This is a genomic window from Polaromonas sp. P4_F9, assembly GCF_056401235.1.
The window spans coordinates 1-12,335 of record NZ_JBFUJT010000043.1 but is presented as its reverse complement, the minus strand read 5'-3'; the positions used below and the strand labels follow the sequence as shown (position 1 = coordinate 12,335).

The following is a 12,335-nucleotide window of genomic DNA, read 5'->3' as shown; positions in this document are numbered from 1 at the left end:
CGCGGCCGCTACACGCCGTCCGTCATCAACTCCGCCAATTCGGCGCGCAGGGCGCCGACCTTTTCCTTGCCGTTGAGCCGCTCCACGCGACATTGCGCCTCGCTCCAAAGTGGTTCAGCCTGTTCAAACAGCCTGGTGCCTTCGTCGGTCAGTTCGACGATTCGAGTACGCCCGTCTGTCGGGGACGGCCCAATCCGGACCAGACCGTCACGCTCCAACGTCGTAGCCATCTTTCCCATCGCCGTCCGCTCGGTATCGAGCTTGTCGGCGAGAGCGTTGACCGATGCACGCTTCCTTTCCTTCAGCGCTGCCAGAATCAGAAACTGTGTGATGCGCAGGCCGGTGGGCTGCAGGTGCGCGTCATACAGTCTGGAGATTTGACGGGCAGCTCGCTTGAGCGCAAAGCAACTGCATTGGTCCAACGTCGGTAGCTGATGGATTGATGGCATGCTGGGAACCACGACCAAATATCAGACGAAGGCTGCGCGGTTCTGGGCAATGAACTCCGGAATCGACAGCGGTGACGTGCCTGTGACTTTCTCGACAATGTCGTTGGTCCCGGAGAACACGCCGTTTTGGTAGTCCTGAGCGACCTCGCAAAGATGTTGCACGAGGAATGGGTTGAACTTGTATGACTGCTCCATCCTTTGCCGGAACGCTTCAATCGACAGAGGCGAGTACGAAATCTTTGCGCCGAGCACCTCGCTCATGTCCGCAGCAATCTCGTCATGGTCCATCTCGCGTGGTCCGTGCAACGGGTAGATTTTCCCACCGTGGCCCTCTGGTGCGCTCAGGATGTGCGCAATGACGCGCCCCTGGTCGTCCGTGCTGATGGGCGCATGCCGCCCTTTGCCGAAGGGAAACACAATGTTCTTGCTCGCCCAAATCTCCTTCGCGAAATGCGGATAGACCAGCCAGTCCGCGAAGAAGGTGGGACGCAGGTGGGTTGTCGGGACACCAGACCAATCGAAGACGCGCTCCGACATCCAGTGGTCCCGGGCCGCGTTGCTCTTCGAGTCACGGCGTGCCGAGATTTGCGACATGTTGACGATGGCCGAGACGCCAGCCTCCTTCGCCGCCTGCGCGAAGAAGGCGCTGGCCTGGACGATGCCCGGACTTATGGGGTGCAAAAAGTAGGCCGAGCGGATGCCCTGCATGGCGGCCTTGATGGTGTCGATATCAGTGAAATCGCCGATGGCAATTTCCACACCTCTCTTTCGAAGTGCGGCAGCGTCCTCGCCATCCTTGCGGACGTACGCCCTCACGCGCTTGTCCATCTTTAACAGCGTGTCGATGGCAACGCCGCCGGTGCGGCCGGTTGCACCGCTCACAAGAATGTCTGCTTTGTTCATGATGATTTCTCCATTAAGTTAAGCGGCATCGGCACCAAGTGCACTGCGCCGACAAGGGACACAAAATCCCGCGCCTCGCGGGGTTCAACTCTCAAAGGGGGCATGGTCGAGCAAGTCGCATACGTCGGGAATCTCGAATCCATGGACATGGCGACGTCCGATATCGGCCAATCCTGTGCCGATGGTTGTATGAGGCTTGTTCCGGGCCACTTCCGCCAGAGCCTGCTGAAAGGCCGCTTTGAATCCGACACGGGGGTACAGGGCCAGCGTGTCGTCGATGAGGGATGGCGTGATTTCGTCCATGCGGAGGCCCATCACATCCACATGCGCGCCCATGTGGACCAACGCGACTTCCGGTTCTCTGCGTTCGGCGATGCCCGCGCTCGAGTGAAGCGCAATCGCATCCCAAACCAGTTGAGCCGATGATTCCGCGTAGCCGTCCGCCATGAGAATGCGGCTTGCCGCGTCTGCGCCATCGACCTCAAAGCGTTGGTCGGCCATGTACTCGCTGGTCAGGCCCAGGTCGTGAAGCAGGGATGCGAGGTACACGGCCTCGCGGTCGTATTTCATGCCGCGCTTGCGACCCAGGAATTCAGAGAACCACCACGTGCGGTGGACATGGTTCTTCATTGCTGTTGAATGAACGCGGTCCACGAGGGATGCAGCTTTGCGGGCCAGCACGGAACTTGGAGCGCCGATTCCTCCGATGAGAATTGGTTCTTCCATGATGCTTACTCCTAAAAGGTATCGGTGACTGGCTTCTACTTTAGGAGCATATGCAGCGGCATAAATGACATTTTTTGGATGTTTAATGCCAAAATGGGATGTGCTTGGCGAAGGAAAAACCGATGACAAAACAAAAAAATCCTGGCAAGCCGCTCGAAGGCGCGGCGCAGAGGCGGGTTGTGATTTTGGGCTTGCCCCCGGTAGACGCGCTCGACGTCATAGGCCCAGCCGAGGTCTTTACCTTTGCAAATTACCTGCGCAGTGGAGAACGGGCTCCTTACGTGTTGGAACTCGTATGTGCTGGGCCGGAGTTGTACATGGAGAGCGAGACAGGCATCGGTTTCAGAGGGCACAAGACACTTGAGCAAGAGAGTCGTTCGAACCGACCTATCGATACCTTGATTGTTACGACGGGTGCCACACCCATTGACCGGTTGGACGACTTCGTCGCGGACTGGATTCGTGCTTGTTCGCGGAAAGTGCGGCGAGTGTGCTCGATATGCGTCGGAGCGTTCGCGCTCGCTGAGGCGGGGCTTTTAGACGGCCGCCGGGCCACGACGCATTGGTCGATGGCACGTCGTTTGGCTGAGCGCTACCCCAGGGTGCTGGTTGATCCGAATCCCATCTGGGTGAAGGATGGCAACGTCTACACCTCGGCCGGCATATCAGCCGGCATTGACCTTGCACTTGCCCTTGTTGGCGAGGACCTGGGCAACGACATCGCCCTGGACGTCGCCAAGAACCTGGTTCTCTTTTTACGGCGCCCCGGCGGTCAGGCGCAGTTCAGCGTCTCCCTGCAGGCACAGCATGGGCTCAGCCCCAATCTGGAGCAACTGCGGGTCTGGATAAGCGAGCATCTGCAACTGGACCTCTCGGTCGAGGTTCTAGCGGACCGTCTATCCACGAGCGTGCGTACGTTGATTCGAACCTTCGAGCGCGAGTTGAATACAACGCCAGCAAAGTACGTCGAAGAGGTTCGACTCGAGTCCGTCTGCAGAGCGCTGGAGCTTGGGGGCCGCTCCTTGGCGGAGATTGCCCGCCGGTGCGGCTACAACAGCGTGGATGTGCTGAGAAAAGCATTTGCTCGGCGACTTGGGGTGAGTCCCAAAGAGTATGCGCAACGTTTCGCGAAGGATTAGTAGTGGCTTGAAAAATTTCCTGATGGCAAGCCCAGAATTACAACGCGCTTGCATGCTGCGGCCGTGAGCCGGTCGCTTGGAGCTACTTCGTTTTCATCAATGCCCCTCGGCAAACCAAATTTGCGATTTTGGCAAAAGTCATCCGACAATATTCATTCCTGCCGCCTCGATGCTGCCTAGGATAGAAGGCTAATAAACGCACACCGAAGTAGCACTCAACATGGACGCATTGGCCTCCATCGGAGGCGTCAGGGCTGCCCTGCGGAAATCGGCCTTAGGCCTTTCGGCGCCAAGGAAGATGCTATTCCGACCGCTGGCCCACAGACCCTCGGCCAACTGCTCCTCACGACCGTGACGGTGTTGCGCGATGCGGTTGGCAACCGTGCGTTCTGGGTGCTTTTTGGAACCTTTTCATCTGCGGTGCGTCGACCAATGGCCTAATCCAGACCCACTTCATCAGCATGCGCGGCGATTACGGCATTGCCCCGGTATCCATGTGGCTTTGCTTTCTCTGGCTTGCTGCGTCATCTGCGTTCGTTCTCTGCACACGTTTTGTTAGCCGCTCTAAGTACTCCTGGGGCTAAACGTTCTGGGGAAGTAAACCGCGGATTCACGGGTTTTGAGGCGGTAGCCCATCGCCGGCCGGGGCGATCCTACGTCGAGGAATCCGTCCTCCTTCAGGAAATCAGCCGCCAGGGCGCGCGTGCGAAAACCACTCTTGTCGATGGCTCGTCCCAGAACGACTTCATAGACCTTCTGCAGTTGTGGAAGCGTGAACGGTTCGGGCAGAAGGAACGCGGGCAGCGAGGTGTACTCCACCTTGCTCCGCAGGCGCTCCAGTGCCGCCTGCAGGATGTCGCCATGGTCAAACGCCAGCCGCTTGCGGGGTGATGGTTCGTCCACCGGGTGCCACTTGGCCGGTGCGGCCTCGTCCTGCGCCAGTTGTACGGAGTCAGCCGGCAACAAGGCAAAGTAGGCATGCGTTGCCGACCAGCCGCGCGGATCGCGGCTCTTGCCTCCCCAACTGCCCAGTTGCTCCAGATAAGGACTCTTCACGCCTGTCTTGTCGAGCAGCTTGCGCCTGGCGCAGGCCTCCAGCGTGTCGTCCTTCCTCACGTCCACAAAGCCGCCAGGCAGGGCCCAGGCATTCGGGAAGGGCTCCGCAGGCCCATCGGGCCGCTTGACCAGCAGGACCTGCAAGTGGTCATCCAACACGGTGAAGATCACCACATCGACCGTGGTCAACGGTCGTTCAAAGCTCAGCTTGCTTTCTTTGGTCGCCATGTTTGCGCTCCTCGTTGACAAACCTGAATTAAGTTGTATTATGCAACTTATATTGGGTTGTTCAGTACAACCTATTGAATTCAACAGCCGGTTCAGCAACCAAAAGGAGAGCGCACCATGTTAGGCATCAGATTCATCAAGTCCCAACCGACGGTTCACCTGATCCAGTTCAAAAAGGGGAAAGTGGTGCGTGAGGGCGCCGGCCAGTCGTTCTACTACTACGCGCCCACTTCCACCGTGGTGGCGGTACCCGTGGCCAGCGCCCATCACCCCTTCATGCTGACCCTGGTGACGTCCGACTTCCAGAATGTCACGGTGCAGGGTCAGGTCACCTACCAGGTCAAAACGCCCCAGCTGACCGCCCGCCTGATGGATTTCTCCCTCAAGGCCAATGGTCAGGGCTATGCATCGGACGATCCGCTCAAGCTCGGTGACCGGGTGGGCATGCAGGTCCAGGTGATCATCCAGCAAAAAGTCCAGGCCCTGGCCCTCAAGGAGGCCTTGCTGTCCTCAGCCGAAATCGCCCGGCATGCCGAAGCCAGCCTTGGCACCCAGCCCGAGATAGCTGCCCTGGGCCTGCAAGTCCTTGGCGTCTCCATCCTGGCCATCAAGCCCACACCAGATATTGCCCGGGCCCTGGAAGCCGAATCCCGCGAGGCCAACCTGAAAGCCGCGGATGACGCCATCTACCTGCGCCGCATGGCCGCGGTCCAGAACGAGCGCTCCATCCGGGAGAATGAACTGGACACGGAAGTCGCCGTGGAAGACAAGCGCAGCCAGATCGAAGATGCCAGGATGGCGGCCAAGGCATCGGTCATGCGCAAGGAAAACGCGCTGCGCACTGAACAGATGGACGCGGACGTTTCGCTGGAAGAAAAGCGCAAGCTGTACGTGAATGGCCAGGCCGCCAACTCGCGCACCCTGGCCGAGGCCGAGGCTGCCCGGCTGGACGCCATCATGAAAACCTTCCAGGCGGTGGATCCCCGCACCATCCAGGCCTTGGCCTCCGCCGGCATGGACCCGGCCCAGTTGATCGCCCAGGCCTTCGGCGGCATTGCCGACAAGGCCGAGAAGATCGGCCAGCTGAACATGTCACCCGAGCTGCTCAATTCACTGCTTGCCGGTGCAAGCGCCAGCACCCGGCTCGGGCAGGCAGCCGCGGCCCGCAAGTAAATAATTAAGTAAGTGAAAGGAAGCAAGCATGTCTGCAGCCGAGAACCGCAAGGTCGTCCTGGTGACCCGCCAGACCCGACTGGAAGAGCTGGTGGCGCGCTACCAGACCCTGGGCCAGGCCAGGTTCTACCTGGAGCACCTGGGTGCGGACTTCACCGACTACCTGCGGGAAAACGAGGCCTATGCCTCCAGCCTGCGAGTGGTGGTGGAGGCGCTGCAGGCCTGGGGCCGCTACCAGATCATCGACCGCGCGCACCTGACCAACTACATCTTTGCGCCGGACGACATCGTGGTGACGCTGGGCCAGGATGGCATGGTGGCCAATACCCTGAAATACCTGAACGGCCAGCCGCTGGTCGGTGTCAACCCGGAACCCAAACGCTGGGACGGCGTATTGCTTCCCTTTGAACCGTCGCAGGTGGGCGCGGTACTGCCCGGGGTGGCCAGGGACAGCCGCTCCACCTCGCTGGTCACCATGGCGGAGGCCACGCTGTCTGACGGCCAGGTGCTGCGAGGCGTCAACGATTTGTTCATAGGCCCGAAAAGCCATACGTCGGCGCTCTACGACATCGAGTTTCGGGGAATGAAAGAGGCGCAGTCCTCTTCCGGCCTGATCGTCTCGACCGGACTGGGCTCCACGGCCTGGCTTAAAAGCATCGTCACGGGTTCGGTCGGTATTGCCAGGGCCGTGGGGCATGGGCAGGGCGATGGCTACGAACCCATGCCCCGCGACACGGATCATCTGATCTTCGCCGTGCGGGAGCCTTTCGCCAGCCGGGCTTCCCAGACTTCCCTGCTCTATGGCGAGATCGGGGAGTCGGAAGTGCTGACGCTGCGTTCGCGCATGCCGGACAACGGAGTAATCTTCTCGGATGGCATGGAATCGGACTTTCTGCGGTTCACTGCAGGTATGGAAGCCAGAATCGGTGTTTGCGCCACCAAGGGAATCCTGGTGGCGTAACCACTACCCGCTACCGGCTGCTGCGAGAGTCGACGGCGTTGCACCAATTCACGTTGTACCCATTCAAGATCAATGGAGGACCACATGAAAAAAACCATACAGCTTCTGATCATCGACCCGCAAAACGACTTTTGCGACCTGCCGGCCGACTGGCGGCCCATCGACCCTGTCACGGGGGCCGCCACTTCCCCCGCCTTGCCTGTGGCAGGCGCCCACGCAGACATGCTGCGCCTGGCGAAGCTGATACGGGAAGGCGCTTCCGGCATCTCCGCCATCGGTGTGACACTGGACTCCCACCACAGGTTTGACATTGCCCACCCGACCTTCTGGAAAACCGGCGCGGGTGAAGCCGTGGGGCCGTTCACGCCCATCACGGCCGCGCAGGTGCGCAAGGGTGACTATGCGCCCAAAGACCCTTCAATGCTGCCGAAAGCCTTGGCCTATATCGACGAGTTGGAAAAGCGTGGCCGCTACACCCTGATGGTCTGGCCGGTGCACTGTGAAATCGGCAGCTGGGGCCATAACGTCCACCCCGCGGTAAAGGCCGCCTACAACCATTGGGAAGACAGCCGGCTGGCCATGGTGCAGAAAATCAGCAAAGGCAGCAACCCCTGGACGGAGCACTACAGCGCCCTGCAGGCCGAGGTGCCGGATGAAGAAGACCCCGCGACGCAACTCAACACGGCCTTGATTGCTTCCCTGGACCAGTCGGACCTGCTTGTCATCGCCGGCGAGGCCAGCAGCCACTGCGTGAAGGCGACCACCGAGCACATCGCCCTGAACCTTCCCTCCGGCAAGACAGGCAAAGTGGTGTTGCTCACCGATTGCATGAGCCCTGTCGGCGGCTTTGAAGTGCAGCACCAGGCGTTCCTGGATGACATGGTTCGCCGCGGCGTGGTGCTGTCAACCAGTGCGCAAATGCTGAACACTTTGCAAGCCAACGTCTGACCAGCGTCCCATTCAATCATTCATTCAATAAATAACAGACATTATTTTGCAGCGATCCCGTCGTCCCGCCTCGAGGCTGTCGGGGTCTCGACGCAGATCGAGCCAATTACCTCGCGGCGGCCCCACCCGCAGCGCTTCGCCAGCACGGCAGACACAGTCTCCAATAGATTCAGCTCCCGGCAAGCATCTGAATAAAATGAATCAAAACTGAGCCATCCATTCAACAGCTGTCAATTCAACAGCCATCAATTCAACAAAACCAGCGCTCCGTTGAATAGGCCACTGAATAAAGAGTAACGTGCGTGCCAGACAAAAACAGATGTCCCGCTTGATCCCTTCCGCAAGGTCCTTGCTGACCTTGGTGAGACGGCATTCGGCAGGGCGCGCCACTTTGACGGCCTTGGTACTGTGGACGATTTGTGTCGGCCCAGCTTTCGGTGCGTCCGGTGCCGTGCCTTCAGAGCGCGTGACGCTCCAACTCAAGTGGCTGCATCAATTCCAGTTCGCTGGCTATTACGCCGCGCAAGCGAAAGGTTTTTATCGAGACGAAGGGCTTGAAGTCACGATCAATGAGGGTGGCTTGGACAGACAGGTCCTGGCCAAAGTCCTCAGCGGTGACGCCCAGTTCGGTATTGGCGATTCCGATCTTTTAATAAGCCGGATCAGTGGGCGTCCCCTTGTGGCGATGGCGGCCATTTTCCAGCATTCGCCTTATGTGATCATGAGCCGGAAGGATCGCAATATTCGCAAACTGAGCGACCTGGTTGGCGCGAAGGTCATGATGTCGGAAGACCAGGGCGCCATCCAGTTGCGCGCCATGTTGAAAAACAATGGCATTGATCCGAAGCTCGTCAATATTCTTCCCCAGACCTGGAGGCTCGAGGACCTGATCGACGGCAAGGTGGACGCCATGTCGGCCTACGCCACGGCGGAGCCAGCGCAGTTGAGCGCCCGTGGCGTTACGCCGGCGACCATCAAAAGCGCTGACTACGGCGTGGACTTCTACGGGGACATTCTCTTCACGACGGAGTCCGAAGTCGAAAAAGCCCCCGGGCACGCCGCCGCGTTCCTGCGCGCCAGCCGCAAAGGCTGGGACTACGCCATGAGGCATGAGGATGAAATCGTCGGTTTGATCCTGGGTATGGACGGTGTCACGAAACGGGGGCTGACGCGCGAGACCCTGCTGCGGGAGGCCCGGGAGATGCGTCCATTCATGCTGCCGGATGTCGTGGAGATTGGGCATATGAACCCGGCCCGATTCGAGGCCATCGCGCAGGCTCTGGCGAACCTGGGTCTGGTGCGGACGGACTATTCGCTGGACGGGTGGATGTATGAGCCCTCACCGGGCATCGATCCCGGCCTATTTCGTTGGATGAGTGGCATTGGCTTGGCCATCATCGCGATTACGACGCTGGTGCTTGCCTGGAATATGCAGATTCGCCGCCGTGTGCTTGTGCGAACGCAAGAATTGCAGGCAGAAGTCACCCACCGGGCTGAGGTGCAGCAAAAGCTGAAAGTCAGCCAGGAGCTTTTTCAGCTGATGTTTGGTACCGCTGCATCCGGCCTCGTGATGAACACACCCGATGGACGGCTGCTGATGGCCAATCCCACCTACTGCGCGACCCTTGGCTACACGGAGGCCGAGTTGCGAACGATGGATACGCGTGAGCTGACGCATCCCCAGGACCGCGCCCGCTATGACGCTCTGAGGGACCGTATGCTGGCGGGCGAATTCGATAGCTTTACCGATGAAAAGTGTTATCTGAAAAAGGGTGGTGCTGCCGTGTGGGTTCGCTCAACGGTATCCCTTGTACGCTCGGCGGACCGGCGTCCGACGCACATCATTGCCGTGACAGAAGACATCACGGCACGCCGGGCGACCGAGGAAAAGTTGCGGCTTCTGGAGACTGCCGTGTCCCGCCAGAACGATATTGTGCTGATCACGGAAGCCGAGCCCATCGACGAGCCTGGACCGCGTATTGTGTTCGTCAATGACGCTTTCGAGCGACGCACCGGCTATCGCCGCGAAGAGGTGATCGGCCAGTCACCGAGGATTCTTCAGGGGCCGAACACCCAACGCGCTGAGTTGGACCGCATCCGTTCCGCAATGGAGAAGTGGCGGCCGATTCGAGCCGAACTGATCAACTACACCAAGGCAGGAGAGGCGTTCTGGCTGGAGATTGACATCGTGCCCATCGCCGACGAAAAGGGCTGGTTCACCCATTGGGTGGCAGTCGAGCGCGACATCAGCGAGCGGAAGCGGGCGCAGAACGAAATTCTTCGGCTCAATGCCGACCTTGAAGAGCGTGTGCAGCAGCGCACAGCCGAGCTGGAAACTGTGAACAAGGAGCTGGAAGCTTTTTCGTATTCCGTGTCACACGACCTGCGCACGCCCCTGAATACGATCGATGGATTCAGCCATCTGCTGGAGCGAATGGTCGGGGATAAGGTTGGCGAGAAGGAAAAACACTACCTGAACCGGATTCGCGCAGGAGCCCGGCAGATGGGCGAGTTGATTGATGGCCTGCTCTCGCTTGCGAAGTTGTCACGCGATCCGCTGCGGCTCCAGGAGGTCGACCTTGCGGCCATCGCGCGGCGGGTAGAGCAGGAGTGCAGAGAGTGGGAGCCGGAGCGCGTGGTGCAGGTGCACATTCAGGACGGTTTGCGGGCGTATGGCGATCCTCTCTTGTTGTCGGTCGTTATTCATAACCTGCTGGGCAACGCGTGGAAGTTCACCTCAAAGCAGGCGGCGGCACGGATTGAGATCGGCTGCGAGCCTGCAGTTGATGGCGCGACAGTCTATTTCGTCAAGGACAACGGCGCCGGATTTGACATGGCTTACGCCGACAAGCTTTTTGACACATTCCAGCGGCTTCATTCGTTTGCGGATTTCTCGGGGACCGGTATAGGACTGGCCACCGTCCATCGGATCATCACCAAGCACGGCGGGCGGGTCTGGGCGCACGCCGTCGAAGGACAAGGGGCAGAGTTTTACTTCACCTTGGGTTGATGACTGAGCTGCAGAAATCGTTTTGTCGCTTTGTCGCTTTGTCGCCTTGTCGTCTGCGCGTTATTTTTTTAACGCTCCCTGGCCATTGATGATTGAAAGCTCCACGCCGCCCCAGCCCTGGCGTTTGGCTGGCGTGTATTTGACATAGAGTCCACCCAGGTCGAATTCACCGAGGTTCGTCAGCGCCGCCAGGACTTTCGCTCGTGTGGGTTGACTGCCGGCCCGTTGCACGGCTTCTGCGGCTATCTTGGCGCCCAGGTAGCCCTCAAGGCTTGAGAAGGAGAGTGGCTGTCCTGCCGCATATTTATTCATGTCCGTCAGGTATTCGTTGATGACGGCCTTGCTTGGAATGAAGGGGTAGGGAACTGCCTGACTCAACACGATACCCCGCGCCTTGTCTGCGCCAACGGCGTTGACCAGCGCGTCGTGCAACAGCACGGACAAGCCATAGATTTGCGTGGCGCCACCAGGTGCCTCGCGGAAGGCCTTGATGAATTCAGAGGCGGGTTTGCCGGCTGCCAGCACCAGGACTGCTTTCGGCTGCGTCCTGGACACTGCTGCAACCGCCGCTTTAACGCTGGCGTCAAATGCAGCGGGGCTGACATCAATCACTTGATGGGTTGCGATTTTCAGGCCTTGCGCATTGGCCTGCTGGATTGCCAGTTGAGCCAGGGGCGGTCCAAAAGCAATGCTCATGTTGACGATCGCTACTTCGTTCTTCTCCCAGTTCTTGGCTTCCTTGAGCAAGGCAGTGACTTCGTCGGCGTAACCACTGCGCAGGGGAAACACGTTCCCGGCGCTGATCACGTTCTTGTCACCCTGAAGCGGTGTGATCAGTGCGATGCCCGCCTTCACAGGCAAATCCTGTTTGGCTATTTCAGCCAGCCCGGCGCTGTTGAGGAAGCCCAGCAGGCCAACAATGGAGGGGTCGGCAACCAGCTGTTGGGTCAGTTCCAGCATTTTCGGGCCCTGCAGGTCATCGTCAAGCGTCACCAGCTTGAGCTTGTTGCCCGCGATGCCGCCTTTGGCGTTGACTTTGGCAAAGTAAGTCTGGATGCCCACGACAAGGCCTTTGGCGTTGGCTGCCGACGCCGGGTTGGTTTGCGATGCGACCTGTCCAAAAACAACTTCCTGCGCCGCGTTGCCGGCGCCGGGAAAGGTGCAGAGTGTGGCCAGGAGAAACGTCGTGAGGACCGAGGAGAAGATTTTTTTCATATCAAAGTTTTTTTGAAACCAGCCAGATTATCCAGATTGCCAAACCAGGCACGCAGGAGCCCGCTTTGTCGATTGCGCCTGCGCGCTTCTCAAACCCCCAGGTACAGCTCCAGCAGTTCAGGCCTGGCATGCAGCTCGGCCGAGCTGCCCTCAAAGACCACCTCCCCCTTGAGCAGGATCACATTGCGGTCGGTGATCTGCGTGACATGCTTCCAGTTCTTGTCCACGATCACGCTGGAGATGCCGGTTTCCCGCACCAGCTGGCAGATGCGCCAGATGTCCCGGGCAATCAGCGGCGCCAGGCCCTCGGTCGCCTCGTCCAGGATCAGCACATCCGGATTCGTCATCAGCGCCCGGCCGATGGTCAGCATCTGCTGCTCCCCACCCGACAGCTGCTGCCCGCCATGGCTAAGGCGCTCCTTCAGGCGCGGAAAGGTCTCCAGCACCCGCTCATAGGTCCAGTCGCGCTGGCCCCGCGTGCCCGCGCGCGCCGCCATCTTCAGGTTCTCCACCACGCTCAGGTTGCC

General features: G+C 59.6%; 12 protein-coding genes. 5 read left to right on the top strand and 7 right to left on the bottom strand.

Annotated elements, in window-relative coordinates; translation table 11 throughout:
• Window positions 1-8: 8 nt before the first annotated feature.
• From AC1DUB_RS25355 to AC1DUB_RS25345, 3 genes are all read right to left on the bottom strand, one after another.
• Window positions 9-449, bottom strand: a complete 441-nt coding sequence (locus tag AC1DUB_RS25355; RefSeq protein WP_477717826.1) for a MarR family winged helix-turn-helix transcriptional regulator — start codon at window positions 447-449, stop codon at window positions 9-11.
• Between the two features lie 21 nt (window positions 450-470).
• A complete protein-coding gene (locus tag AC1DUB_RS25350; protein ID WP_477731902.1) occupies window positions 471-1,352 on the bottom strand; it encodes an NmrA family NAD(P)-binding protein in 882 nt (293 codons plus the stop codon).
• Window positions 1,353-1,436: 84 nt separating this feature from the next.
• On the bottom strand, window positions 1,437-2,078 hold the full coding sequence (locus tag AC1DUB_RS25345; protein WP_477717824.1) for an HD domain-containing protein: 642 nt from the start codon (window positions 2,076-2,078) through the stop codon (window positions 1,437-1,439).
• A 122-nt stretch (window positions 2,079-2,200) separates the two neighbouring features.
• Between AC1DUB_RS25345 and AC1DUB_RS25340 the strand changes: the two genes are divergently transcribed.
• On the top strand, window positions 2,201-3,217 hold the full coding sequence (locus AC1DUB_RS25340; protein WP_477731901.1) for a GlxA family transcriptional regulator: 1,017 nt from the start codon (window positions 2,201-2,203) through the stop codon (window positions 3,215-3,217).
• Window positions 3,218-3,781: 564 nt separating this feature from the next.
• Here the strand turns inward: AC1DUB_RS25340 and AC1DUB_RS25335 are convergent.
• The gene (locus tag AC1DUB_RS25335; protein ID WP_477717822.1) at window positions 3,782-4,501 is read right to left on the bottom strand and encodes an NUDIX hydrolase; all 720 of its coding nucleotides are present in this window, start codon (window positions 4,499-4,501) and stop codon (window positions 3,782-3,784) included.
• 117 nt (window positions 4,502-4,618) lie between these two features.
• Between AC1DUB_RS25335 and AC1DUB_RS25330 the strand changes: the two genes are divergently transcribed.
• The 3 genes from AC1DUB_RS25330 to AC1DUB_RS25320 all read left to right on the top strand — a co-directional run bounded on the left by AC1DUB_RS25330 (window position 4,619) and on the right by AC1DUB_RS25320 (window position 7,583).
• Entirely contained in the window at window positions 4,619-5,674 is a 1,056-nt protein-coding gene (locus AC1DUB_RS25330; RefSeq protein ID WP_477717821.1) for an SPFH domain-containing protein, read from the top strand.
• 28 nt (window positions 5,675-5,702) lie between these two features.
• A complete protein-coding gene (locus AC1DUB_RS25325; RefSeq protein WP_477717820.1) occupies window positions 5,703-6,635 on the top strand; it encodes a diacylglycerol kinase catalytic domain-containing protein in 933 nt (310 codons plus the stop codon).
• 84 nt (window positions 6,636-6,719) lie between these two features.
• Window positions 6,720-7,583, top strand: coding sequence for a cysteine hydrolase family protein (locus AC1DUB_RS25320; RefSeq protein WP_477717819.1), 864 nt, complete (start codon window positions 6,720-6,722; stop codon window positions 7,581-7,583).
• 201 nt (window positions 7,584-7,784) lie between these two features.
• On the opposite strand, the gene AC1DUB_RS25315 is transcribed toward AC1DUB_RS25320, so the two are convergent.
• Complete coding sequence (locus AC1DUB_RS25315; RefSeq protein WP_477717818.1) at window positions 7,785-8,066, bottom strand: hypothetical protein; 282 nt, start codon at window positions 8,064-8,066, stop codon at window positions 7,785-7,787.
• On the opposite strand from AC1DUB_RS25315, the gene AC1DUB_RS25310 reads away from it, so the two are divergent.
• Window positions 8,050-10,593, top strand: coding sequence for an ABC transporter substrate-binding protein (locus AC1DUB_RS25310; protein WP_477717817.1), 2,544 nt, complete (start codon window positions 8,050-8,052; stop codon window positions 10,591-10,593). The genes AC1DUB_RS25315 and AC1DUB_RS25310 overlap by 17 nt on opposite strands.
• Before the next feature lie 60 nt (window positions 10,594-10,653).
• On the opposite strand, the gene AC1DUB_RS25305 is transcribed toward AC1DUB_RS25310, so the two are convergent.
• Both AC1DUB_RS25305 and AC1DUB_RS25300 read right to left on the bottom strand, forming a co-directional pair.
• The gene (locus AC1DUB_RS25305; protein WP_477717816.1) at window positions 10,654-11,808 is read right to left on the bottom strand and encodes an ABC transporter substrate-binding protein; all 1,155 of its coding nucleotides are present in this window, start codon (window positions 11,806-11,808) and stop codon (window positions 10,654-10,656) included.
• A gap of 89 nt (window positions 11,809-11,897) precedes the next feature.
• The coding region (locus tag AC1DUB_RS25300) for an ATP-binding cassette domain-containing protein (protein WP_477731900.1) at window positions 11,898-12,335 on the bottom strand (438 nt) is incomplete at its 5' end.

Bases quoted from the DNA above. Each gene is read 5' to 3' on its own strand.
- AC1DUB_RS25355 (WP_477717826.1), bottom strand. From the start codon at position 449: ATGCCATCAATCCATCAGCTACCGACGTTGGACCAATGCAGTTGCTTT.
- AC1DUB_RS25350 (WP_477731902.1), bottom strand. From the start codon at position 1,352: ATGAACAAAGCAGACATTCTTGTGAGCGGTGCAACCGGCCGCACCGGC.
- AC1DUB_RS25345 (WP_477717824.1), bottom strand. From the start codon at position 2,078: ATGGAAGAACCAATTCTCATCGGAGGAATCGGCGCTCCAAGTTCCGTG.
- AC1DUB_RS25340 (WP_477731901.1), top strand. From the start codon at position 2,201: ATGACAAAACAAAAAAATCCTGGCAAGCCGCTCGAAGGCGCGGCGCAG.
- AC1DUB_RS25335 (WP_477717822.1), bottom strand. From the start codon at position 4,501: ATGGCGACCAAAGAAAGCAAGCTGAGCTTTGAACGACCGTTGACCACG.
- AC1DUB_RS25330 (WP_477717821.1), top strand. From the start codon at position 4,619: ATGTTAGGCATCAGATTCATCAAGTCCCAACCGACGGTTCACCTGATC.
- AC1DUB_RS25325 (WP_477717820.1), top strand. From the start codon at position 5,703: ATGTCTGCAGCCGAGAACCGCAAGGTCGTCCTGGTGACCCGCCAGACC.
- AC1DUB_RS25320 (WP_477717819.1), top strand. From the start codon at position 6,720: ATGAAAAAAACCATACAGCTTCTGATCATCGACCCGCAAAACGACTTT.
- AC1DUB_RS25305 (WP_477717816.1), bottom strand. From the start codon at position 11,808: ATGAAAAAAATCTTCTCCTCGGTCCTCACGACGTTTCTCCTGGCCACA.